This is a genomic window from Rhodoferax potami (genome assembly GCF_032193805.1).
Classification (GTDB): domain Bacteria; phylum Pseudomonadota; class Gammaproteobacteria; order Burkholderiales; family Burkholderiaceae_C; genus Allorhodoferax; species Allorhodoferax potami_A.
The window spans coordinates 1,211,376-1,233,964 of record NZ_JAVBIK010000001.1 but is presented as its reverse complement, the minus strand read 5'-3'; the positions used below and the strand labels follow the sequence as shown (position 1 = coordinate 1,233,964).

At 60.7% G+C, this 22,589-nt stretch carries 19 protein-coding genes and 1 pseudogene; 10 read left to right on the top strand and 10 right to left on the bottom strand.

Features of this window, described 5'->3' with window-relative positions; genetic code table 11:
* Positions 1-71: 71 nt before the first annotated feature.
* Together RAE19_RS05900 and RAE19_RS05895 are read left to right on the top strand one after the other, a co-directional pair.
* The gene (locus RAE19_RS05900) at positions 72-974 is read left to right on the top strand and encodes a transporter substrate-binding domain-containing protein (RefSeq protein WP_313874041.1); all 903 of its coding nucleotides are present in this window, start codon (positions 72-74) and stop codon (positions 972-974) included.
* 145 nt (positions 975-1,119) lie between these two features.
* Positions 1,120-2,853 (top strand): diguanylate cyclase domain-containing protein, encoded by a 1,734-nt coding sequence (locus RAE19_RS05895; RefSeq protein WP_430962566.1) that lies wholly within the window; start codon positions 1,120-1,122, stop codon positions 2,851-2,853.
* Here RAE19_RS05895 and RAE19_RS05890 read toward each other — a convergent pair.
* Positions 2,828-4,825: pseudogene (locus RAE19_RS05890) on the bottom strand (transglycosylase SLT domain-containing protein); the annotation flags it as partial. The gene RAE19_RS05895 and the pseudogene RAE19_RS05890 overlap by 26 nt on opposite strands.
* A 9-nt stretch (positions 4,826-4,834) precedes the next feature.
* Between RAE19_RS05890 and RAE19_RS05885 the strand changes: the two are divergent.
* Positions 4,835-5,434 (top strand): 5-formyltetrahydrofolate cyclo-ligase, encoded by a 600-nt coding sequence (locus RAE19_RS05885; RefSeq protein WP_313874039.1) that lies wholly within the window; start codon positions 4,835-4,837, stop codon positions 5,432-5,434.
* A gap of 33 nt (positions 5,435-5,467) precedes the next feature.
* On the opposite strand, the gene RAE19_RS05880 is transcribed toward RAE19_RS05885, so the two are convergent.
* Positions 5,468-6,373, bottom strand: a complete 906-nt coding sequence (locus tag RAE19_RS05880; RefSeq protein WP_313874038.1) for a DUF6279 family lipoprotein — start codon at positions 6,371-6,373, stop codon at positions 5,468-5,470.
* Between RAE19_RS05880 and glmU the strand changes: the two genes are divergently transcribed.
* Positions 6,372-7,823: a bifunctional UDP-N-acetylglucosamine diphosphorylase/glucosamine-1-phosphate N-acetyltransferase GlmU gene (glmU, locus tag RAE19_RS05875; protein WP_313874037.1), complete on the top strand. Its 1,452-nt coding sequence runs from the start codon at positions 6,372-6,374 to the stop codon at positions 7,821-7,823. The genes RAE19_RS05880 and glmU overlap by 2 nt on opposite strands.
* A 3-nt stretch (positions 7,824-7,826) precedes the next feature.
* Positions 7,827-8,594: a sensor histidine kinase gene (locus RAE19_RS05870; protein WP_313874036.1), complete on the top strand. Its 768-nt coding sequence runs from the start codon at positions 7,827-7,829 to the stop codon at positions 8,592-8,594.
* An 86-nt stretch (positions 8,595-8,680) separates the two neighbouring features.
* Here the strand turns inward: RAE19_RS05870 and RAE19_RS05865 are convergent, their stop codons facing one another.
* Entirely contained in the window at positions 8,681-9,172 is a 492-nt protein-coding gene (locus tag RAE19_RS05865) for an Lrp/AsnC family transcriptional regulator (protein WP_313874035.1), read from the bottom strand.
* Between the two features lie 136 nt (positions 9,173-9,308).
* On the opposite strand from RAE19_RS05865, the gene glmS reads away from it, so the two are divergent.
* Together glmS and mobB are read left to right on the top strand one after the other, a co-directional pair.
* The gene (glmS, locus tag RAE19_RS05860) at positions 9,309-11,204 is read left to right on the top strand and encodes a glutamine--fructose-6-phosphate transaminase (isomerizing) (protein WP_313874034.1); all 1,896 of its coding nucleotides are present in this window, start codon (positions 9,309-9,311) and stop codon (positions 11,202-11,204) included.
* Between the two features lie 6 nt (positions 11,205-11,210).
* Positions 11,211-11,711, top strand: coding sequence for a molybdopterin-guanine dinucleotide biosynthesis protein B (gene mobB, locus RAE19_RS05855; protein ID WP_313874033.1), 501 nt, complete (start codon positions 11,211-11,213; stop codon positions 11,709-11,711).
* Between the two features lie 54 nt (positions 11,712-11,765).
* Here mobB and RAE19_RS05850 read toward each other — a convergent pair whose 3' ends face one another.
* Positions 11,766-12,260 (bottom strand): Dps family protein, encoded by a 495-nt coding sequence (locus RAE19_RS05850; RefSeq protein ID WP_313874032.1) that lies wholly within the window; start codon positions 12,258-12,260, stop codon positions 11,766-11,768.
* A 149-nt stretch (positions 12,261-12,409) separates the two neighbouring features.
* Positions 12,410-14,107 carry a SulP family inorganic anion transporter gene (locus tag RAE19_RS05845; RefSeq protein ID WP_313874031.1) on the bottom strand — a complete coding sequence of 566 codons (1,698 nt, stop codon included), beginning with the start codon at positions 14,105-14,107 and terminating at the stop codon, positions 12,410-12,412.
* A 119-nt stretch (positions 14,108-14,226) separates the two neighbouring features.
* On the opposite strand from RAE19_RS05845, the gene RAE19_RS05840 reads away from it, so the two are divergent.
* The 3 genes from RAE19_RS05840 (at position 14,227) to queC (ending at position 17,324) form a co-directional block, all read left to right on the top strand.
* Entirely contained in the window at positions 14,227-15,672 is a 1,446-nt protein-coding gene (locus tag RAE19_RS05840; RefSeq protein WP_313874030.1) for a DUF4139 domain-containing protein, read from the top strand.
* A gap of 357 nt (positions 15,673-16,029) precedes the next feature.
* The gene (locus RAE19_RS05835) at positions 16,030-16,527 is read left to right on the top strand and encodes a hypothetical protein (RefSeq protein WP_313874029.1); all 498 of its coding nucleotides are present in this window, start codon (positions 16,030-16,032) and stop codon (positions 16,525-16,527) included.
* Positions 16,528-16,586: 59 nt separating this feature from the next.
* Positions 16,587-17,324, top strand: coding sequence for a 7-cyano-7-deazaguanine synthase QueC (gene queC, locus RAE19_RS05830; RefSeq protein ID WP_313874028.1), 738 nt, complete (start codon positions 16,587-16,589; stop codon positions 17,322-17,324).
* Here the strand turns inward: queC and RAE19_RS05825 are convergent.
* From RAE19_RS05825 to gspF, 5 genes are all read right to left on the bottom strand, one after another.
* A complete protein-coding gene (locus RAE19_RS05825) occupies positions 17,282-19,099 on the bottom strand; it encodes an ABC transporter ATP-binding protein/permease (RefSeq protein ID WP_313874027.1) in 1,818 nt (605 codons plus the stop codon). The genes queC and RAE19_RS05825 overlap by 43 nt on opposite strands.
* A gap of 96 nt (positions 19,100-19,195) precedes the next feature.
* Positions 19,196-19,444 (bottom strand): hypothetical protein, encoded by a 249-nt coding sequence (locus RAE19_RS05820; RefSeq protein ID WP_313874026.1) that lies wholly within the window; start codon positions 19,442-19,444, stop codon positions 19,196-19,198.
* A 92-nt stretch (positions 19,445-19,536) separates the two neighbouring features.
* Positions 19,537-20,430, bottom strand: coding sequence for a 5'-nucleotidase (locus RAE19_RS05815; protein ID WP_313874025.1), 894 nt, complete (start codon positions 20,428-20,430; stop codon positions 19,537-19,539).
* Positions 20,431-20,439: 9 nt separating this feature from the next.
* Positions 20,440-21,246 carry an SPFH domain-containing protein gene (locus RAE19_RS05810; protein ID WP_313874024.1) on the bottom strand — a complete coding sequence of 269 codons (807 nt, stop codon included), beginning with the start codon at positions 21,244-21,246 and terminating at the stop codon, positions 20,440-20,442.
* A gap of 30 nt (positions 21,247-21,276) precedes the next feature.
* A complete protein-coding gene (gspF, locus tag RAE19_RS05805) occupies positions 21,277-22,497 on the bottom strand; it encodes a type II secretion system inner membrane protein GspF (protein WP_313874023.1) in 1,221 nt (406 codons plus the stop codon).
* Between the last annotated feature and the right edge of the window lie 92 nt (positions 22,498-22,589).

The following is a 22,589-nucleotide window of genomic DNA, read 5'->3' as shown; positions in this document are numbered from 1 at the left end:
AGGGGGCCGCCCTATACTGAATGCACAAGCGCAGACTTCCAAGTTTTGCCAACACCGGGAGGGAAATACCCATGTCGTACCAAGCAGTTCGCCCTGACCGGCGTCATTGGCGTAACGGCCTGTGGTGGTGTGTGGCTGTGTGTGCAGGCTTGTTCTCGAGTGCTGTGGCCGCCCATACGATCCGCTTTGCGCCGGAGAAAGACTACCCCCCATTTGTGAGTGCCGGCCCTGCGGGGCATGTGCAAGGCTTGTCGGTGGATGTGCTCGAGATCTTGCGGCCGCGCCTGGGCGGCGAGTTGCAGATGTTGCCCCCGGATAACCTAGCCAACATTCTCGATGCGGCCCGCCGCGGGGAGGTGGACTTGATCTCTTCACTGCGCCCCACCCCCGAGCGGGCCGAGTTCTTGGCGTTTACCGAGCCCTACGTCAAAGTGCCTGCCGTTTTGGTGGTGAAACAGGGGCCGGCGGCTCCCGTTTTGGCGGATCTTGCAGGCCGTTCGGTGGCGGTGGGTAAGGGCTATGCGGTGGAGACCTTTGTGCGCACCCACTACCCGCAAATCCGCTGGGTGGCTGTCAGCGATGACATGAGTGGCTTTCAGCTCTTGATGCGCGGCGAGGTCGATGGCGTGGTGGCGGATGTAGCCAGCATCAGCGATGCCAAGCGCCACAGCGGCGTGCGCGGGGTGCAAGTCGGCGAGACATTGCCCTTCGAATATGCACTGAGCTTTGCCTACCGCAAAGAGCTGACGGCTTTGGGCAGTGCCCTTAACACCGCCCTCCAGGACATTTCGCCCGCCACCCGCCAGGCGCTGCTGCGCCGCTGGATCGATGTGGACACCCTCACCTACGAAGACCCGCTCCATCTCTGGTTGCGTCGCGCGGCGTTGGGGTTGACGTTCCTTGGGGTGCTGCTCATGCTGGTTTGGCGCGCACGCAAACCCCTTTTGAAAGACAGGCACCCCCGTGCAGACTGACGCGCTTCGGGCGGACAACGCCGTTTCATCCAGCCTGTTGGCCCCGCGTGACCGCACCCCCGGGTGGCTGTGGGAGTGGGCTTTGCTCGTGGGCGCGGTGGCGTGTGTGTCGCTGGCGATCTCAGACCCGCGGCCGGGCCAGGTGATGGTGTGGTTTGCCAATGCTTTTGGTGCTGTCGCCCTGATGCGCTTGCCCAAACGGCAGTGGCCGGCCTTTCTGGTGCTGGTGGCGCTGGTCCTGTGGGCGGCGCATGGCGGCTTTACGCTGGTGTCGCCAAATGTGGCCGTCAGTCAGGCCGGTGGCTTGCATACGGCTTGGGTGGCTTTTGCAGATGTACCGGGCTACTTGTTGGGCATGGCGCTCGCCGCCCTGTGGCTGGAGCGCTTGCCTGCGCTGGAGCAGGCCGGCGAGAGCCCTACGGTTCAAGCGCAAGTCTTGCTGCGCGGAGCGCTGTTGCCCGCCATGGCGTCTGCACCGCTGGGCGGGCTGGCGGGTGTGTTGGCCTTGCGGGGCGATTGGTCGAATATGGCCCTGAACTGGTTGGTGGGCGGCACCATTGGCTCGGTGGCGATGCTGCCGCTGGTGTTGCTGCTGGCGACCCGGGGTGTGCGCAGTGCGGCCCGCGGTTGGTTTCAGCCGGTTCATGTGGGGATGGCGCTGATCAGCCTGTCTGTGGTGTTGTGGTCGGCCACCAGTTTGCCCAAACCCTTTGTGGTGATGTTGGCGCCTATGGTGTGGGTAGCGGTGCGCAGCACGTTGCTCAACAGCCTGGTGGTGAATGGCCTGATCGCGCTGGCCATGGCCGCCTTGATACGGGTGGGCGTTTTGCTGCCACCCCCATCGTCCATCTGGTGGGGCGATGCGGTGTACTACATCTCGGTATTGGCTACCCTGTTGCCGGGTTTGTTTTTGGCAGTGATGTCCGAAGGGCAGCGCCGCATGACCCAGGCCTTGGCGGACCGCGAGGCCCGCGCACTGAGCCTTTACCGCGCGACGCCGGCCATGTTGCATTCGATCGATGGCAGCGGGTGCATTGTGCAGGTCAACCAGCTGTGGCTCGACACGCTGGGCTACCAAGAGGCAGAGGTGCTGGGGCGGCACATTGCGGATTTCATGACATCCGGGTCTGCCCGCTATGCGCGCGATGTGGTGATTCCGCAGGCATTGCACGACGGCCGCTGTAACAACGTGGAATACCAGTTTCTTACCCGGGACGGCGCGGTGCGTGATGTCTTGCTGTCGGCAGTGTGGGAGTTCGATGCAGATGGCAGGCCCGAGCGCAGCCTTGCAGTGCTGCAGGATGTGACCGAGAAAAAGCGCTTGCAGGCCCGCAGCCACTTCGCCGAGCACGATGCCCTGACCGGCCTGCCCAACCGTGTGTTGTTGCACGATCGCTTGAAAATGCTGTGTGCCCACCACGACCGCCACAACGGCCTGTTTGCGGTCGGCTTTCTGGACCTCGACCATTTCAAAGATGTCAACGACGTGTATGGCCACGACGCCGGCGACGCCCTGCTCCAAGCCGTGGCCCGCAGGTTACAGGGCGTGTTGCGGGCGGAAGATACCGTGTCCCGCCTCGGGGGCGACGAATTCGTGATGCTGCTCGGTGGCCTGTCTCACAGCGGCGAGCTCTCGACCTTAGTGGCCAAAATCATGGCGACGTTTGCAGAGCCCTGCCATTTGGGCCCGGGGCCCGATGGGCCTGTGGTTCAGGTAGCTGCGAGTCTTGGCGTGGCCGTTTACCCGGGGGATGGCACAGACCCGCAAACCTTGTTGCTCCATGCCGATCAGGCGATGTACGAGGCCAAGCGCAGCGGCCGCAACCGCTGCGCGTTTTACCGCCGGCCGGTGAAGGCAGGTCGAGGCCACCCTCTGTAGTGCTCGCATCGCGCGGGCCCACCACACCCAGCCGCGCTTTCAGCGACTGTGGTTGCCCGGTGATCAGCGCGGAATAGAGCGTGGTGTTGGCCAATACTTTTTTCACATAGTCGCGGGTCTCTGTAAACGGCACGTTTTCGGCCCAGATAGCGGCTTCCCAAGTGGGACCACCGGTTTGACCGCGCCAAATACGCGGCCGTCCGGGGCCCGCGTTGTAGGCGGCGGCTGCCATGGGCATGGAGCCGTTAAAGCTGTCCAGCACCAGCTTGAGGTAGCCGGTGCCGATGGCGATGTTGGTGTCCCGCTCGGTGATCTGGTGGGCTTGGAAGTCGTTGAGCCCGATTTTTTTGGCCGTCCATTTGGCAGTTGCAGGCATGACTTGCATCAGGCCAGCCGCGCCTACCACCGACTTGGCATCGATGATAAAGCGGCTTTCTTGGCGGATCAGCCCATACACATAGGCCGGATCGAGCCCGATCAGCTGTGTGCGCGCCACTACCGCCGACTTGTGGGGCATGGGGTAGCGCTGGTCCACGTCGACCATGCCTTTAGTGCGTTCGCTGGTGTTGATGCAGCGGTCCCAGACTTCGGCCTTGCAGGCCAGGTCTGCAGCCGCAAGCAAGGAGCGGTCATCCAGCCCGCCGCGGTTGTGCAGGTTGGTGGTGTAGTTCCACTCCCGCACCCCATCGCTTCGCAAGCCGATGTTGATGGCGTGCAGCGCACGCGCCAAGCCGGGGTTCTTTTTGGCCTGGTCTTTTTCTTCCGCGGTGAGCGGGGCTGGCTTGGGCGGCGTCACGATTTTCTGGCCTAGTTCTTCCAGGGCCAGCATTTCGTAAAAGCCCTTGGTGCCGGCAATCGACTCCAACAGCGCTTGGCTTTCCATCTTTGCGGATTCCACATTGCTGCGGCGGGCCAGCGCACGGGCGCGCCAATAGACCCAGGTCGAGTCGTTGCGCAAGGACTCGGGCATGGCGGTGATGGCGTCTGCCACCTGGTTCCAGCGCCCGGCGCGCAGAGCGGCACGGGCAGCCCACGCGAGGTGGTCTTCATGCATCTGGCTGAGTTGGCCTTTGGCGAAGTAGTTCGCGGCGTTGTCCGAGAGCTTTTGCGCCGCCCGTTTGCCGATCACACCCCAGATCCAGCTGCGCTCTTCTTGGGTGAGCTGCGCCTTCCAGCGGAGCTTGTCGACTTCCTCTGCCGCTTCTTGTGGGTCTTGATAGGCCAAGCGGATGATGGCCAATGACACAAATTCCCGGGTTTGCGGCCGCAGCGCAGTGACCTTGTCATTCAGGTATTTGGCCGGGGTGTTGTAGATGGTGTTGATGGTTTTGACATAGTCCGTATCCAACGCTCCGGCGGCTTGGGTTGCGACGCGCAGGCGGTCGTTTTCCATACCGAGGCGCGCCCGGACCCAGACGCTGTGAGAGCTGATTTTTTTGTCTTTGACCAGCTGGGTCGCTAGGCTGCCGCAGGCGTCGTCAGCCTCTTTCAGGCCCCACCACACCGACTCCAGGGCGGCAGTCACGTCGGCTCCCCGGGTGCTGTAGTCCGCCCAGAGGGCATAGCAGCGCACGGACCGGTCGTCGTTCATGCGGTAGAGCGGGTATTCGCGGCTGAAGGTGTCCCAATCGCGGGCACGGCCTAGCTGCAGCAGCCACTCCGCGCGCAAGCGGTCTTCCTGGTAGGTGCCGTTGTAGCGGTTCAGGAAATCCTGGATTTCTGACTTGCTGGCATCGTCCAGCCGGGCGGACATGTCCCAATAGGCTGTCCAAGGCTCGAGGATGTGGCCGCGCATTCCCGGGAGCGCTGCGGCAAGGCGTTTGCGGTCGCGGTTTTTATAGGCTTGTGACAGGTCCAGAATAGTCTCGTCGAGGCGGCTAAGGTCGCGCCCTTGGGCGTATGCTGAGGGGGTAGTGGTGGACATCAGGGCGCCGCAAAGGGCGAGTGATGTCAGAATGGCTGAAAACTGCATGTGGGGATTATGGACAACTCGGACGACAGCAAAGCTGCACAAAAGAAAGCCCTTCGCAAGGCGCTATTGGATCAACGTCTGGCCATGCCGGATCGCCTACAGCGCGCTGATTTATTGCAGCGCGTGATGCGCATTTGGCTGGTGGGCCGGCCGGATGCGGTCATTGGCGCTTACTGGCCCATCAAGGGCGAGTTCGACCCCTTGCCCGCTTTGCACCGCTGGAAAGAGGATGGTGAGCTGATTGACCAACCCCAGCCGCGCCGCATCGGCTTGCCGGTGGTGAACCGGGAGCACAAAACCATGACCTTTCATGCGTGGTACCCCGGCTGCCCGATGGAAGAGGATGCTTATGGCATTCCCAAGCCCAAAGACACCGAGTTGATTGTGCCCACCCTGCTGTTTGTGCCTTGTGTCGGCTACGGGCCTGGTGGCTACCGTTTGGGCTATGGCGGTGGCTTTTATGACCGCATGCTGGCGAGCTTGAGCCCGCGCCCCTTTACCGTTGGCTTGGGGTTTGGCACAGGTTTTGTCGATGACTTCGAGCCAGAGCCCCATGACATGCCCCTGGATGCCATCCTGAACGACCACGGCGTCGTCTGGCCAGTTTGATGCCGTGGGCCGGGAGGCCCGGCGGCGTGCGGATCAGCGTTGCATGAGCACGCGCACATCCGCCTCGTAGGCTTGCAGCGTTTGCTGGAGTTTTTGGCGTTGTGCCGGGCTGGTGCCGTTGTGGAGCTCGGCGGCAGATTCACAAAAGTTGCTCCGGATCCGCTCGGTGTATTGCTGAAACGCCGGGTCAGGTGATTGGGTGCTGCGCAGCAGCAGCGCCCGAACCTCGGCTTGCTGTTGCAGTTCGGTCGAGGGTGTGGCCTTCAGTGCACGCAAGGTCTGCAAAATGTCCTTTTGGCGGCGCATGGTTTCTTTGTATTGCGTGGCAGCGTCGAAGGCGGACGCATCCAACTGGGCGCGTAGCGCTTGTTTCTGGGTGTCGCTCAGGCGGCCGTAAAAACTCTCGGTGCGATCGAGTGCAGATTTCATCCGGCGGTTCAGGCGGTCTTGCGGGGTGCCGTCCATCCACTCTTCCCGCCATTCTTGGTTGCGTTTGTCCCACGCACGGGCAAGGTGATCGAGTTGCGCAAGGGTCAGCGTCGGTGCAATCGCCAGTGCGGTGGGCGTGGTGCGGTCCAACACGGTTTGGAATCGTGTTTCCAGATAGCGAGAGAGCTGGCACACCTGCTCACCCGTCACGTTGCTGGGGGCCGCCGCCTGCAGGTTCTTGAGCATGTCCGCGATCTGCGGGAGCTCTTCTTTTCGATGCCAAGTTTGCAGCGCTTGCAGATCGCTACGTAGCTTGAGGCTTTGCGGGCTGTCCAGGTCTAGGTAGCCATCTAGCCACCAGTAGGACAAATCCGGCGCATTGTTATAGGCCAAACGGACTGCTCCACAGCCAGTCAAAGTCGCCGCGACACTCAGCAGCCCGATAATGGCGAACCAGCGCCGGGCATTGCGCCAGAGGCGCGCTAACTTTCCAAGTTTCAATAAAGGCATGGCTTTAACTTCTAGTTCCCCTCTTGCAAACGTCGAATCGTCTACTGCACCGGTGGATGTGGTCATTATGGCGGCGGGCAAAGGCACGCGCATGCGTAGCAAAATTCCCAAAGTCTTGCAGCGCTTGGCCGGTCGGCCGCTGTTGCAACATGTGGTCGACACGGCTGCCGATTTGCAGGCGCGCCATGTGGTGGTGATCACCGGGCATGGTGCTATCGAAGTTGAAGCAGCGTGCGCAGGTTTTTCGGGGGCTAGCGCCGGTTTTTCTTTGAATTTTGTGCGGCAGGAGCCTCAACTCGGCACAGGGCATGCGGTCCAGCAGGCTGCGCCGGTGCTGCCGGATGACGGTGTGGTGGTGGTCTTGTCCGGTGATGTGCCCTTGACTCAGTCCGACACGCTATTTCACCTGATCCAGGCCAGTGGCGGCGACAAGCTGGCCTTGTTGACGCTGGAGCAAAGCAACCCGGCCGGTTATGGGCGTATCGTGCGCGACGCCGGTGGCGCGGTGCAGGCCATCGTGGAGCACAAAGACGCCAGCGAAGCGCAGCGCGCCATTACCGAGATTTACAGCGGAATCATGGCGGTGCCTGCTGCGCGGCTGAAGGCCTGGCTGGCGCGCCTTGATAACCGCAACGCCCAGCAAGAGTATTACCTGACCGATGTCGTGAAGTTTGCGGTGGCGGATGGTGTCGGAGTGGTCGGGCACAAAATCACCGATGCGGTGCAGGTCGCCGGCGTCAACAGCCCGGTACAACTGGCAGAGCTGGAGCGGGCCTACCAACTGCAGCAAGCGCACCGGTTAATGGAAGAAGGCGTGCGCCTGGCGGACCCCGCCCGCATTGATGTGCGGGGCGATTTACTCTGCGCCCACGATGTCAGCATCGATGTGAATTGCGTGTTTTCGGGGCAGGTGAGTTTGGGGGAGGGGGTCTCGATCGGCGCGAATTGCGTGATCGCGAATGCCGTGATCGAAGCGGGTGCCGTGATTCACCCTTTCACCCATATCGATGGCGAGAAACAGGGCGTGAGTGTGGGTGCGGGTGCACTCATCGGGCCGTTTGCTCGCTTGCGCCCCGGCGCCCAGCTGGGGCCAGAGGTGCACATTGGCAACTTTGTGGAGGTGAAAAACTCCACCATGGCGGCCGGAGCCAAAGCCAATCACCTCGCCTATTTGGGCGATGCTACGGTGGGTGAGCGGGTGAACTACGGTGCCGGCAGCATCACCGCCAACTACGACGGTGCGAACAAACACCGCACGGTGATTGAGGCCGATGTGCACATCGGCAGCAACTGTGTGTTGGTCGCCCCGGTCACTATCGGGGCCGGTGGCACCGTGGGTGGTGGCTCCACCATCACCAAGAGCACCGAAGCCGGCGCATTGAGCGTGGCCCGTGGCAAGCAGGTCAGTATTGCCAACTGGAGCCGCCCGGTCAAAAAGCCGAAAGCGTGACGCATGGCGGAGCCGCTTTCCCACCAAGATCTGCAGCAGCGGGTTGACGCTCTCCAAGCGGAGCTGGCCGCCAGCCGTGCGAGCTTGCAAGAATTTACCTACGCGGTATCTCACGATTTGCGCGCGCCTCTGCGGCACTTGGTGTCGTTTGCGCAGTTGCTGGAAGAAGAGGCCGGTTCGCAACTGCAAGGCGAGAGCGCTGATTTTTTGCGCACGATCTCTGCATCGGCCCGGCACATGGGCGAGCTGCTGGATGCGCTGACAGGCTTGTCGCGTATCGATGGGTTACCGGTGCAATGGTCGGATGTCGCGTTGGAGCCGGTCCTGAGAGATGCGTGGGCAGAGGTGCAGGCGACGGACCCGGCACGGCAAGTATCGGTGACCTGTAGCGTTCCGGCGGGTGTAGTGCTGTCCACTGATCCCCAGCTGTTGCGCCAAGCTGTGTTGCAGGTGCTGGGCAATGCTTTCAAATTTGCAGCGCGTACGCCACAACCACAGGTTCAGGTCACGGTGGATCTGGAGCCGAGCGGCGACCTGGTGTGCCGGGTGGCGGATAACGGTGCGGGTTTCAACCCTGCCATGCACGACAAGCTTTTCAAGGTGTTCGGGCGCCTGCACACCGCCAAGCAGTTTCCCGGTTTGGGGGTAGGGCTGCTGACTGCACAAAGGCTGTTGCACAAGGTGGGTGCAAGGGTGAGTTTGACCGCAATAGCACCGTGCGGAGCGGTCGCCGAGATCCGGTTTCAAGGCGCAAAAGAAAGCCCGGTCTGAGCCGGGCTTGGCTTACCAAGTCTTCACTTTGTCCAGTCCGGCGTAAGGGTCTACGGCGGTCAGAGCCCGTGAGGTCAACTCACGGCTTAGCGGGGCGCATGCATAGGCAGCTCCGCACCAAATTTGCTGCGGTGTACGCTGAAGAAGGCTTTCACGTTGCGCACATTGGCATCGGTGGTGAACAAGCGTTGGGTGAGGGCCTGGTAAGTCGGCATGTCCCAGGTGTGGACCACAAGGCAGAAGTCAGGGCCCGGGGACACCCGGTAGCACTGCTGCACCGCGACCTCTAGCGCCACTCTCTTCTCAAACGCTTCGAGTGCGCCGGTATCTTGCCGGTCTAACGAGACTTCCACGATTGCCGTGAGCCCGTAGCCCGTGTGGGCAGCCAGGGTTTGCGGGTTCAGCACGGCCACTTGCTTTTCAATCAAGCCGCTGTCACGCAGGCGTTTGACTCGGCGCAAGCAGGTCGGCGCCGAGGTGTGAACCCGGTCGGCCAAAGCCTGATTGCTCAGGGATGCGTCTTTTTGCAGTTGATCCAGCAACTGCAGATCGATGGCATCAAGTTCTATTTCTTTCATTGAGCGACATTTTTTGAAATAAAAATATATTGTCTCGTATTGGTGAAATTTAAAGTCAAAAAAACTTTGAATTTCAATCGGCAATTTCTTATCAAAACTCTACCATTCGCTCCATTGTTTGTTTTGGAGGTTTTCTATGTGCGGCATCGTCGGCGCGGTTTCTACCCGGAATATTGTTCCTGTTTTGGTTCAGGGCCTGGAGCGCCTGGAGTACCGGGGTTACGACTCCTGCGGTGTTGCGGTGTACGGGCTGGGGGCGCAGAGTGGCCTGCGCCGCGCGCGCAGCACGGCACGGGTGTCTGAGCTGATGGAGCAGGTGGCTGCAGGTGATGTACAGGGACATTTGGGCATTGCACACACCCGCTGGGCCACCCACGGTGCCCCTGTGGTGCACAACGCCCACCCCCACTTCAGCCACGGAACCGGTGCAGATGCCGAGAGCAAGCCCGGCCGTATCGCGCTGGTGCACAACGGCATCATTGAAAACCACGATGAACTCCGTGCCGCGCTCAAGGCCAAGGGTTATGTGTTTCATAGCCAGACCGATACCGAGGTGATTGCCCACCTGGTCGATAGCCTCTACGACGGTGATTTGTTTGAGGCTGTCAAGGCCGCTGTTTTGCAGTTGCACGGTGCGTATGCGATTGCCGTGTTTTGCAAAGATGAGCCGCAGCGTTTGATTGGTGCCCGGGCGGGCTCGCCCCTGATTTTGGGCGTGGGCAAAGACGGACAAGAGCACTTTCTGGCGAGTGACGCAATGGCCTTGGCCGGTGTGACTGATCAGATCGTCTACCTAGAAGAGGGGGATGTGGTCGACTTGCAGCTTGGCAAGTACTGGTTGTTCGACAAAGCGCACAAGGCGGTTGCACCTGCACAGCGCCCGGTCAAAACCGTGGTGGCCCACAGCGGCGCGGCCGAACTGGGCCCTTACCGTCATTACATGCAAAAAGAAATTTTCGAGCAGCCACGCGCCATTGCCGATACGCTGGAAGGCGTGGAAGGCATCGTGCCGGAGTTGTTTGACCAACAGGGCAACCACCAACCCGGTGCCAATGCGGCCCGGGTGTTCCAGCAGATCGACAATGTGTTGATATTGGCGTGCGGCACCAGCTATTACAGCGGCTGCGCCGCCAAATATTGGATCGAGAGCATTGCCAAAATCCCATGCAATGTGGAAGTTGCCAGTGAATACCGTTACCGGGACTCGGTTCCCAACCCCAAGACCCTGGTAGTCACCATCACCCAGAGTGGCGAAACCGCAGACACGCTGGCAGCCTTGCGCCATGCACAAAGCCTGGGCATGCAGCACACGCTCACCATTTGCAATGTGGCCACTAGCGCCATGGTGCGCGAATGCAGCCTGGCGTATGTCACGCGGGCGGGTGTGGAAATCGGCGTGGCATCGACCAAGGCCTTTACCACCCAGTTGGCAGGTCTGTTTTTGCTGACCTTGTGCCTGGCCCAGGCCAAAGGCCGTTTGAGCGATGCGGATGAGGCCCGCCATTTGAAAGCCATGCGCCATCTGCCGGCAGCGCTCCAGGCGGTGTTGGCTCTGGAGCCCCAGATCATTGCGTGGGCCGATGACTTTGCCAAAAAAGAAAACGCCCTCTTTTTGGGTCGTGGTCTGCATTACCCGATTGCCCTCGAAGGTGCGCTCAAGCTCAAAGAAATCACCTACATCCACGCAGAAGCCTATGCGGCGGGCGAACTCAAGCACGGGCCTTTGGCCTTGGTGACCAGTGACATGCCTGTCGTAACTGTGGCGCCGAATGACGCCTTGCTTGAAAAGCTCAAGAGCAATATGCATGAGGTACGTGCCCGCGGTGGTGTGCTTTACGTGCTGGCCGATGCCGATACCAAAATTGAGAGCGGCGAAGGCTTGCACGTCATCCGCATGCCGGAGCATTACGGCGAGCTTTCACCGTTGCTGCACGTGGTTCCCTTGCAATTGTTGTCGTATCACACCGCCTTGGCCAAGGGCACGGACGTCGACAAGCCGCGCAACCTCGCCAAGAGCGTGACCGTCGAGTAACCCTCCATGCGCATTTTCGGAATCGCCGGCTACTCCGGCATGGGAAAGACCACGCTACTCGAGCTCCTGATTCCGGAAATCAAACAGCGTGGGTTGCGGGTGTCGTTGATCAAGCACAGCCACAAAGACATCGAAATTGACCGACCCGGCAAGGACTCTTTCCGCCTGAGGGAGGCGGGTTGTACCGAAGTGCTGCTGCTCGGCCGCACCCGCTGGGCGCTGATGCATGAGCTGCGCGGTGAGCCGGAGCCATCGCTGGACTATTTGCTGACGCGATTGCAGGACTGTGACCTGGTGCTGGTGGAAGGCTTCAAGGAAGGAGACTTTCCCAAGCTGGAAGTCTGGCGGGCCAGTGAGGGGAAAAGCACGTTGTGGCCACACTGGCCGGGCATCGTGGGCATTGCGAGCGACGGCCCGGTCCCAGAGTGCACAGTGCCTGTACTTGACCTGAAAAACGCAAGCGCTATCGCCGACTTTGTGTTGAAGCAAGCGATAGCGTTGCGCTGATAGCACCCACTGCCGCAGCAGGTCGCTTGCGGCGCCCGGCGGGCGTGAGGGGGCTTACTCGGTGATGAGGCTGCGCAGCATCCAGGCTGTTTTTTCGTGGACGTCAATACGCTGGGTCAAGACATCTGCGGTGGGCTGGTCATTGGCGGCGTCCACCACGGGAAACAGCTTGCGGGCAGTGCGCGCAGTGGCTTCTTGCGCGGCCAGCAGGTGGTGAATCATTTCGTTGGCTTTGGGCACGCCCTCGACCTCTTTGATACTGGCAAGCTTGGTGAACTCTTTGTAGGTGCCCGGCGCTGGAAAACCCAATGCGCGGATGCGCTCGGCAATCAGATCCAGTGCGGTCCACTGCTCGGTGTACTGCGCCATGAACATGGTGTGCAAGCTGTTGAACTGGGGGCCTGTCACGTTCCAGTGAAAGTTGTGCGTCATCAGGTACAAGGTGTAGCTGTCTGCCAAAAGACCTGACAAGCCTTCGGCAATTTTCTTTCGCTCGCGTTCGCTGATACCGATGTCGATCGACATCTTGGGTGCCACATTTTTAGCCATAACTAGCGCTCCTAAAAAACAGGTCCTCGCACGACAGTGCGCGGTGAACAAGGGTGATCCGCCCCGGGGGCAGTGTCTCAGTCTAGCGCGCTCACAGCAGGACGGTGCAAGACTGCACCAAAACCCGTGGTGCCACTCAAAGGCTGCGGTTAGATCGACAATGCGGCGTCGTGTGGCTCTTGCCGCGAGGCTTGGAGGGCTGCGAACGCATCGGGCACCGAGTGAAAGAGTTCACCGGAGAGCTCCGTCCAAAGGGGCGTGTGCACCAAACGGTCTTGTACCGGGCCTTTCACCTCTGCAAAATGCATGCGGATGCCGCGATCCTTGAGGTCCCGGTTCAAGTTGAGCAGTGCCGCCATGGCAGAGGTGTCTACCCGGTTCACCGCGGTCATGACCCACACCACATCTTGGGTGTCTGGCGCCTGGGCGAGTTCCAGTCCGAGGCGTTCTTCCACCGCTTGCAAATTGCCGAAAAACAGACTCTCGTCGATCCGCAACATCAGTGTCCGGGGCAGTGTTTCGGTGGCGTATCGGTTCACATTCCGGAACGATTGTGTGCCGGGCAAGCGGCCGATGACTGCGATATGGGGAGAGCTAGTGCGCCACAAAAGGGTCGCCAGCGACAAGCCAATACCCACGGCAATCCCGGTTTCAAGCCCCAGAGCCAGCACTCCCGATGCGGTCCCCAGCCATGCAATAGCATCCGCTCGGTCATAAGCCCATGCCTGGCGCAAAGCGGAGAGGTCGATCATTCCCCAGGCCGCAATGATGATGTTGGCCGCCAGAATCGCCAATGGAACGTGGTTCAACCAGTCTGTGCCCAGCAGTAAAACAGCCAGCATGCTGATGCCGGAGACAATGCCCGCCAAGGGCGTCTGTGCCCCCGACGCCACGTTGATCGCCGAGCGGCTCAGGCCGCCCCCGACCGGCATACCGCCACTGAAGGTTGCCGCGATATTCGCAGCCCCCAGCCCGAGCAGTTCCTGGTTGGCATCGATGCGCTCCCGCCGTTGCGTGGCCAATGCTTGTGCCATGGTGATGCCTTGTACCATGCCGATAAAGGCGATCAGAAACGTCGGGCCAACCAAAGCGCTGAATACGGACGGGTGGGGCATCGAAAAGTCGAAAGATGCCCACTCCAGAGACACAGGCCCCACGACCGCAATACGCTCGCCCGGGTCCAGGGCCAGCCCTTGCACTACCCAAGGGCAGACCAGTATCAACAACAATGGAAACAAGCGTTGCCACATAGGCCAGCGCTTCAGACCTGTGCGCGCCAAGGCCAATGCAACAACGGCACCTGCTCCCAGCAGGAGGGTTGGAGCATGGATGTCGGGCAGCCAAGCCCAAAGGCTATGCAAGAGCTGCCAGCTTGTATTTCCCCGGGCATCTATTCCGCCGATGAATCGCAGCTGGCTCAAAATGATGAGCAGTGCAGAGCCCGTGATAAACCCACTAACCACAGGCTTGCTCAACAGTTGGGATAAAAAACCCAAGCGAGCCAGCCCGCACAACGTGATCAGTACGCCAGAGCCCAGGCTCAGCCACACGGCCAGCTGAAGGTAGAGCGCGCTCCCAACGGGGGCCAAGGGGCCCAGCACACTGGCCGTCATGATGGCAGTAATGGCTACCGGCCCTACCGCCTGCACCATGCTACTGCCGAACCAGGCGTAAGCGATGGCCGGCAATATGCTCGCATACAGCCCGGCCTGTGGTGGCAGGCCAGCCAGCAGGGCATAGGCCAAGCTCTGGGGAATGACCAGAACGGTGAGCAACACACCCGCTATCAAATCGTCTCGCAGGTGCTGCCTCGGGTAGTGGCGAATCCAGTGTGGTGTCAAAGGCATGCCGGATGCTAACCGGTGGGGCGGTGCTGTCTCTTTTGGTAACACAATGCAAATGCGTCAGCCTGCACTGGATGTGTGGCGTTGTGCGTTGAGTGCTTCACATTTATTTGAGGGTTTTTATGCGTGCTCCTTTTCCCCTGGCGGCTGCCGCCTTGCTTGTGGTCACTCTTTCTGCTGGGCTTGCTCAAGCGCAGGAGCAACGAAGCACTCTCGCCGACCAGCAAGAAGTGGCGGTAACGATCTACAACGACAACCTCGCCTTGGTCAAAGATGTGCGCAAGGTGCCGCTCAAGGCGGGCGCATCGGCGCTGGCGTTCCGCGATGTCAGTGCCCGTATGCGCGCTGAGACTGCGCTGATGCGCAGCTTGTCTTCCCCGGGCGCCCTGCGCGTTCAGGAGCAAAACTTTGACTTCGACCTCCTCACGCCCCAAAAAATGCTCGAAAAGTATGTGGGCAAGCAGGTCAAAGTGGTGCGCACCCATCCGACCACAGGTGCTGAAACGGTAGAGACCGCGACCGTTCTGTCGGCCAACACCGGCGTCGTGCTGCAGATCGGTCAACGCATCGAAACCGGCGTGCCCGGTCGCTTGGTGTTTGATGACGTGCCACCTAATTTGCGGGATCGCCCCACGCTGGTCATGAACCTACAGAACACTGGACCGGCCCAGCAGGATGTGGAGCTGAGCTATCTCACAGGCGGCTTGTCGTGGAAAGCCGATTACGTGGTAGAGCTCAATGCTGCAGAAGATGCGCTGGATGTATCCGGCTGGGTCACCCTGACCAACACCAGCGGGGCGACCTATCGCAACGCCCGCTTGCAATTGGTCGCAGGCGACGTAAACCAAGTGGCCCCCGAAATGGCTACACGCGGACGCCCGCAGCTGATGGCGGCTACCGCCATGGCCAAAGCTGAGAGCGATGTGGTTGAAGAGTCGCTCTTCGAATACCACCTCTACACCCTCGAGCGCCCCACCACGATTGCGGAGAGTCAAACCAAGCAAGTTGCCTTGTTGTCTGCAGCCGGCGTTCCGGCACGCCGCGAGCTGGTGTTGCAGGGGGCGGACTATTACTACCAAGGGCTCTCGGGGGACCTGGGCACCAAGCTGAAGGTGGCGGCGTTTTTGGAGTTCGACAACAAGGAGGCTTCCCGCTTGGGTGTGCCTCTGCCCAAAGGCGTGGCGCGGGTCTATAAAAAAGACAAAAGCGGCAATGCCCAATTCATTGGCGAAGACCGGCTGGATCACACCGCAAAAAATGAGAAGGTCCGGCTGAAGCTTGGCAACGCTTTCGACGTGTCGGCGGACAAGAAGCAAACAGATTTCAAGCGGCTTTCCAACACCTCCAAATTTGGATTCGTTGCCGAGAGTGCCTATGAAATCGTTCTGCGTAACGCAAAAAAAGAACCGGTAACAGTGACGGTGCAAGAGCCGATCCCCGGGGATTGGCAAATGCTGGCGGCCAGTCAGCCCCACACCAAGGTTTCGGCGAATATGGCTGTCTGGAAGGTGACAGTTCCAGCGGAAGGCAAAACAGTTTTGACCTACCGCACCTTGGTCCGGTATTGAGTGTCGCGGGGGGCTCCGGGTTAAGGCCCCTCCGCTCGCAAGCTGTGACGGTTGCAGAACCATCCGAGTGGCCGTACCTCCACCGGGCGCCAAGACTAAATGGGCGTTGGGTTGCGCAAGTGGTCAGTACCAACCACAAGGTCCATGGGTCGTCCCGCCAGACTTGTGGATTGCTCTTTGCCTGGTGCAACGCCGGGCGCCTTTGCACCAATGTGGTGCAAATGGAGTGTGAATAGGCATGGTCGGAAGTTTTTCTAAAAATTTTAGAAAAAGGCCTAAATAACCCCCTAAATCTGCCGTTAAGAACAGTACGTCAACTCCTAAAAGCCACCGGAGGGGCCGCAAGGTCTACCCAAAATGCAACTGCCAACCATTGAGCGAACCCCGAATATGCGCCCCGCCGGCGTAGATGCGGTGTCGTCTGGGGCAAATAGGGTTCTCCCAGTTGCTCCGGTCAACCCGCCTGCCGGTGTTACCAAGTCGATCGAGTCCAGTCCGGATGTGATCGACAAGGTGAACCCCGCACTGAAGCCCCAAAACAGCGGAGATGCGCCCTACGAGAGTGTGGCCGACCCGATGAAGAAGGGCAGTGACGCGGTGGTGGAGAAAGACTGGACGATTCAACGGCCCGCGAAGGAAAAGGTGGAGGATCCTCCTCCCAAGCCGATTTCACAGGTGCTGATGGACCATCTCAAAACCATGTGGACTGCAAGCGCAAGCGCGGTGCAGATCGAGCAGGTCAAGAATCAGCTCACCACGCCACAGCCGGTGTCGCCAGCCGATGCGCCTGGACAACTGGCCAAACAGGCGCTGGTCTACACCCCCAGCAAAATCAAGAAAACAGAAAGCATGTGAGCTGACTCCACTCCGGTGGAGTTGGCCCGGCCACCTTGGGGTGGTCTAACATCTCGGACATGCATACATCCGCACTTGTCCTTTTTTCCGGCGGTCAGGACTCCACTACTTGCCTGGCTTATGCCCTTGAGCGCTACGAGCGCGTGGAAACCATCGCTTTCGACTATCGCCAACGCCACAACGTGGAATTGACTGCGCGCTTGAATGTGTTGCGTGAGATAAAAGCGCGCTTTCCGCAGTGGGCCACCAAACTGGGCGAAGACCATTTGCTGGATCTGGCGGTGCTGGGTGAGGTGAGCGAGACCTCGCTGACCCGCGACACCGCATTCAAGATGGAGGCCAACGGGCTGCCCAACACCTTTGTGCCCGGGCGCAACCTGCTTTTCATGACCCTCGCTGCCGCACTGGCCTACCGCCGTGGACTGCAAGTGATCGTGACCGGCGTTTGCGAGACTGATTTTTCGGGCTACCCCGACTGTCGGGACGACACCATGAAGGCGCTCCAGCTGGCCTTGTCGCTGGGCATGGACCAGCGCTTTCTGATTGAGACCCCGCTGATGTGGATCGACAAGGCCCAAACCTGGGAGCTGGCCCATGCGCTGGGCGAGCGCTCGGGCGAGCCCGGAGGCGGCAACGCCTTGGTGGACTTGGTGGTCGAGCACACCCACACCTGCTATCTGGGTGACCGCACCCACCGCCAAGCGTGGGGCTATGGCTGCGGTACCTGCCCGGCGTGTGAGTTGCGGGCCAAAGGCTATGCCGGCTTCACAGACAAAGTGAAGCGCGCAGCCGCCTGAGTGCCGGGGCTGGCCGCTTCTGTGGCTTGCGGGTTGGGCTCCAATATCCAGCGTTGATTATGGAAGGCGGCAACACCCGGGCGGTGGGCAATGGATACCAGAGCGCCGCCTTTTTCGGCCACCAGATCACACATGCGTTGGTAGAGGACCGCCTCGGCTGCTTCGTCGAGGGCGCTGGTGGCTTCGTCTGCAAATAGCCATTGGGGTTTTTTGAGCAAAACACGGGCGATGGCCAAGCGCTGTTGCTCGCCGCCGGATAGCTTCTGGCTCCAGGCGTCTACGACATCTAATGAATCCGCCAGATGGGGTAGCAAGGCATCGCGCAGTGCCTGTTGCAGTGCTGCGTCGGGGTATTGCGGCGCCAAGGCCGGATAGGCGAGGGCGTCCCGCAGCGTGCCGTTGGGGAAATAGGCGCGTTGCGGCAGAAACATGCTGTCCGCCGGCAGTGCCACCGCCCCTTCCGAGTAAGGCCAGATGCCTGCCAGGGTGCGGAACAGGGTGGACTTGCCGCTGCCCGACGGGCCTTGGAGCAGAATGCGGTCGCCCGGCTGCGCGTGCAGGCGCGTGTGCTCCAGCAGCGTGGTGCCGCCCGGCAAAGAAATACGCAAGGGGCTGGTGTCCAGTTGAGGAGCATTTGCTACTTTATTGATAGCGGCTTGCGCACGCTCTGTGCGGGCTATTGCCTTAAAAGACTCTTCAAAGCTTGTGAGGCGATCGGTGGTGGCGCGCCAGCTGGCGAGGCTGCTGTAGGTGTCGACAAACCAGCTCAAGGCGCCCTGCACCTGACCGAAGGCTCCTGAAATCTGTGTCAGCTGGCCCAGCTGAATGGCGCCACTGAAGAAGCGCGGGGCCGCCACCACAAACGGGAACACCACCGCGGCCTGGCCGAAAAAGCTGGTGAACCAGATCAGCCCTTTTTGGGCCTTGATCAGCGCCAGGTTGTTGCTGAGCACCCGGCTGAAACGCTCTGCCATTTGCTCCCGCACGACGCGCTCCCCACGGTCCAGCGCAATCGATTCGCTGTACTCGCGCGCCCGGACCATGTGGTGGCGGAAATCTGCCTCCACCCGCTGTTGCTCGAAATTGAGCGGGATCTGCTTGCGCCCGATGTAGTGGGTGATCACGCTGCCCACCGCGCAGTACAGCACCGCCATCCACACCATGAAGCCGGGAATCGAGTAATCCTGCCCCCCCAGCGTGAAGGCAAACGCACCGGAAAGCGACCACAAAATGCCCACAAAGCTGGCCAGGGTGACGACAGAGTTCAATAGCCCCATGCTGAGCGAGATGGTGTAGCTGGTGAATTGGTTGATGTCTTCCTGAATCCGTTGGTCCGGGTTGTCGGTGTGGGCGCCGTGTGCGGCGGGTGCAAAGCGGGCCAGTTCCATTTGGTAAAAGGCCTGATGCGACATCCACTTGTGCAGGTAGTGGTCGGTCATCCAGGCGCGCCAGCGCATTTCGAGCAATTGGGTCAGGTAGAACTTGTAGACCGCGATCACGATAAAGCCGAAAGCCAGGTAGGTGAATCGCCCGAGTTGCTTCCAGAACACGGCCGCATTCTTCTCTTGGAGCGAGTCGTAAAACAAGCGGTTCCAGTCGTTAAACACCACTGCCATGTAGACCAAGGCCAGGTTGAGGGCCACGATGGCTGCCAACATGCCGCGGGCCTTCCATTTGTCCTCAGACGAAAAGTAGGGCGTGGACAGAGCCACGGCGCGCTGGATAAATGCCCGGAACGCCGCCCATTTGGCGGACACAGATGCCACAAGTGCCATGCAAAAAATCTCGGTTGAGGGAACAAGGCCGGCACCGCGCGGGGCGTTGCCGTGAGACCACGGGGCATATTAGCCGCGAAGTCCCGTGTGCCGCGGCTAAAGCCCTTGAAAGCCGCTGTGGTGTCCGTCGTCAGAGCGGCCGGACTCGTCGTCCTGGCGCTCGGTGTCGGCCGTTTCAGCGCGGCCTGTGTGCACTGACTCCCGATTTCGTCGGTAGCCCACAAGCGCCCACCTGCGCCACGCTTGCGCATTGGCAGACAAATGGGCTTCGCCCGGTTTGTCCGAACCTTCGCCGGTAAGCGGCTTGCGCGTGCGGGAGGTCAGGCCGGTGGATGAGTACGACATGGCCCTCAGGATAGACCGGCCTGCCGTGGCTGTCAGCCGGTTTTACATTGCTTTACCAAACCGGTTCTCGCGTTTACATCTGTCGAATACGGCTAGTTGCGCACGCCGCTGGCGACATGTCCGCTAGGGACATGGCGGGCGGCGGATTCGATGTGGCCGGTTTGGTCGTCAAAGAAAAAGTCCGGCTCAAACTCGCGCAGGAACTCGCCTTTGTCCAGCCCGCCGAGGAACATGGCTTGGTCGACATCGATGTTCCAGTTCATCAGGGTCAGAATCGCGCGCTCATGGGCCGGTGCGCTGCGGGCGGTAACCAGTGCCGTACGGATACGGATGTGCGGAATACGCGCTTGCTGCAGGCGGTGCAATGCGACCAGCAGGGGCTTGAAGGGGCCGTCCGGCAGCGGCTGGGCCACCTTGTCCATCTCGTGTTTTTGAAAGGCGGTCAGGCCGCCGCTTTGGTAAACCTGTTCGGCCTCGTCACTGAAGAGTACGGCGTCGCCGTCGAAGGCAATGCGCACTTCACTGGGGTGGTCGGCGCTGGCGTGTGCGCTGTGCGGGTAGACCTGCGCGGCCGGCACGCCTGCTGCAAGGGCAGCGCGCACATCGCTCAAGTGGGTGCTCAAAAACAGGTTGGCGTGCAAGGGCTTGAGGTATCGCCAAGGCGCCTCACCGCGTGTGAAATTGCCACGCTGGATTGCAAGCCCGTAGTGCTGGGCAGAGCGAAACACCCGCATGCCCGAGACCGGGTCGTTGCGCGACAAGATGACCACTTCCACCCGCTGCGAGTCCGGCTCATTGAACGCCAGCAGCTTCTTGACCAATGAGAACGCTACACCGGGCTTGGCCGGCACGTCCAGCCGCTGGCGCTGTAGCTGCATGTAGGCGTGGTCGTCGTTTTGTTCGAAAACTTGGTTTTCTTCTTCAAAGTCAAACAAGGCCCGGCTGGAAATGGCCACCACCAGCTTGCCGTCGAGGGTCAATCCCATGAGAAATCCTTATTTCGCATTCACGATGCCCTTGAAGTCGTAGGGCACCACAATGGTTTGTACTTTGCCGTTCGCCACGCCTTCGGCGATCTTGAGGTTGGCCATGGCATTCATGTAGCCGATGGCGCCGGCATTGGCATTCAGGGCGGCGATGCGCTCCGCTTCTTTCTTGGCGGTTTGCACTTCCACCTCTTTGGTTTTGAGCTCGTTTTGAGCGCGCACCAGTTCGTTGGCGCTTTGCACAATTACGTCAGCCGGGGTGATGGCGCGCACCTGCACTTGGGAGACGGCAATCTTGTCGCCCAGCTTTTCTTCGGTCAGGGTTTTGATGATGCTTTCGCGGATCTGCTGCTCCATCAGCGGCCGGTTGTCCGCCATCTTGAGCGACTCGTAGCCGCGTGCGACCTTATAGGCGGCGTTACGCGCACTCAAGGCCACGTAGTTCTGCATCAGCAGGATGTCGCCCCCCTTTTCCGAGATGCCGTGGAAGGTGCGGTTCTTGGTGGTCCACAGCTCGGACACCGCCGAGGGGTTGACGTTGTAAACCACTGTCATATCGAAGTCTTTGACGGTGGAGTTGTCAGAGGCCAGCGGCGTCATGTTGTCGACGCCCACCGCCACATCCTGGATTTTGAAGGTGAGTATTTCGCCGACCACGGTCTGGTTGAACGAGCCGGGCAGGCGTTCAGTCGGGTCCACGGTTTTATCGAAATTAACGCGCAGGCCCACTTCGCCGGTTTCGATCCGGGTGCAGGCGCTGAGGCTCAGGGTGAGCGTGCTGACAACGAGCAGCAGTGGCAGGGAAAGGGGTCGCATGTGAACTAAGCCTCCTGGGTTTTCTGTGTTTTATTTGACGAGTTGGTTGAGCTGGATGATAGGCATGAGCACCGCCAGCACGATCAGCATCACCACCAGGCCCATGGCCACGATCAGCAAGGGCTCCAGCAGCGTGGCGAGTTGCAGGGCGCGGCGTTGCACCTCGGTGCGCAACTGCAGGGCTGCGCGGTCCAGCATATGGGGCAGGCGGCCGGTTTGTTCCCCGAGCCGGGCGAACATGCTGAGCAGTGCCGGAAAGCGCTGGTTGCGCGCCAAGGCGCTGGCGAGCGGGGCGCCCTCGCGCACCAGGGTCAGGGCCTCCAGAGCATCGTCGCGCATCGCGTGGTTGCTCAGCGTTTCGGCGGCGGCCTGCAAGGCTTTGAGAATGGGCACGCCCGCGGCGGCCAGCATGGCCAGGGTGCTGGCAAAGCGCGCGGCGTTGTAACTGCGGGACATGCGGCCCAGTACCGGCAGGCGCAGCCATGCAGCATCCGCTTTAGAGCGAAAAGCGGCACCAGCCCAAGCAATACGTGCGCCAATAGCTCCTAAAACAATAGCAAAAAGCACGAGCAGGCCATACGACCGTATGGCATCGCTGATCGCCAGCATGATTCGGGTGAGCAGCGGGAGCGCCTGCTTGGAGCCTGCGAACACGTTGGCGATCTGTGGGACCACATAGGCCAACAGAAACAGCACAATGGCCAGAGCTACCAGGCTCACGATGGCAGGGTACAGTGCTGCACCCAATAATTTGGAAGACAGGTTTTGTTGCTCTTCCTGGTCATCTGCCAGCCGCTCTAGCACCAGCCCGAGCTGGCCGCTTTGCTCGCCGGCGCTCACGACCGCCACATAAATGTCTGAAAACTCCCGCGGGTGCTGCGCCAGTGCGGTGCCCAGCGGTTTGCCGCCATTGACCTCTGAGCGGATGGTGGCCACCACATCGCGCTGGGCTGGCGTTTCGGCTTCTTCGGCCAGAGAACTCAAGGCACGCTCTAAGGGCAGGCCCGCTGCCACCAGCCCGGCCAGCTGCCGTGTCCAGACGGTGCGCTGCGCGTTATTGAACGCGCGTGAACCCCAGGCGCGGCGCGAGGTGCCCTGCGCGCTGCTGTCCACGCTGAGCGCCTGAACCTGAAGGGGAACTAACTGTTGCGAGCGCAATAGGCTGCGTGCGGATTTGGCCGTGTCGGCCTCCAACACGCCCGAACGGGATTTTCCGTCGGCATCAAGGGCTTGGTAGGAATAGGCAGGCATGGCGCAATAGTAGCGGGGCGCCGGGTTGCACGGGTTTTCCACCATGACAAAAACGTGCGTCCACCGCATACTCCAATAAAAGCACGACCGTG

Coding starts and splice junctions, on each gene's coding strand:
- RAE19_RS05900 (WP_313874041.1), top strand. CDS start 72: ATGTCGTACCAAGCAGTTCGCCCTGACCGGCGTCATTGGCGTAACGGC.
- RAE19_RS05895 (WP_430962566.1), top strand. CDS start 1,120: ATGGTGTGGTTTGCCAATGCTTTTGGTGCTGTCGCCCTGATGCGCTTG.
- RAE19_RS05885 (WP_313874039.1), top strand. CDS start 4,835: ATGGACAACTCGGACGACAGCAAAGCTGCACAAAAGAAAGCCCTTCGC.
- glmU (WP_313874037.1), top strand. CDS start 6,372: ATGGCTTTAACTTCTAGTTCCCCTCTTGCAAACGTCGAATCGTCTACT.
- RAE19_RS05880 (WP_313874038.1), bottom strand. CDS start 6,373: ATGCCTTTATTGAAACTTGGAAAGTTAGCGCGCCTCTGGCGCAATGCC.
- RAE19_RS05870 (WP_313874036.1), top strand. CDS start 7,827: ATGGCGGAGCCGCTTTCCCACCAAGATCTGCAGCAGCGGGTTGACGCT.
- RAE19_RS05865 (WP_313874035.1), bottom strand. CDS start 9,172: ATGAAAGAAATAGAACTTGATGCCATCGATCTGCAGTTGCTGGATCAA.
- glmS (WP_313874034.1), top strand. CDS start 9,309: ATGTGCGGCATCGTCGGCGCGGTTTCTACCCGGAATATTGTTCCTGTT.
- mobB (WP_313874033.1), top strand. CDS start 11,211: ATGCGCATTTTCGGAATCGCCGGCTACTCCGGCATGGGAAAGACCACG.
- RAE19_RS05850 (WP_313874032.1), bottom strand. CDS start 12,260: ATGGCTAAAAATGTGGCACCCAAGATGTCGATCGACATCGGTATCAGC.
- RAE19_RS05845 (WP_313874031.1), bottom strand. CDS start 14,107: ATGCCTTTGACACCACACTGGATTCGCCACTACCCGAGGCAGCACCTG.
- RAE19_RS05840 (WP_313874030.1), top strand. CDS start 14,227: ATGCGTGCTCCTTTTCCCCTGGCGGCTGCCGCCTTGCTTGTGGTCACT.
- RAE19_RS05835 (WP_313874029.1), top strand. CDS start 16,030: ATGCAACTGCCAACCATTGAGCGAACCCCGAATATGCGCCCCGCCGGC.
- queC (WP_313874028.1), top strand. CDS start 16,587: ATGCATACATCCGCACTTGTCCTTTTTTCCGGCGGTCAGGACTCCACT.
- RAE19_RS05825 (WP_313874027.1), bottom strand. CDS start 19,099: ATGGCACTTGTGGCATCTGTGTCCGCCAAATGGGCGGCGTTCCGGGCA.
- RAE19_RS05820 (WP_313874026.1), bottom strand. CDS start 19,444: ATGTCGTACTCATCCACCGGCCTGACCTCCCGCACGCGCAAGCCGCTT.
- RAE19_RS05815 (WP_313874025.1), bottom strand. CDS start 20,430: ATGGGATTGACCCTCGACGGCAAGCTGGTGGTGGCCATTTCCAGCCGG.
- RAE19_RS05810 (WP_313874024.1), bottom strand. CDS start 21,246: ATGCGACCCCTTTCCCTGCCACTGCTGCTCGTTGTCAGCACGCTCACC.
- gspF (WP_313874023.1), bottom strand. CDS start 22,497: ATGCCTGCCTATTCCTACCAAGCCCTTGATGCCGACGGAAAATCCCGT.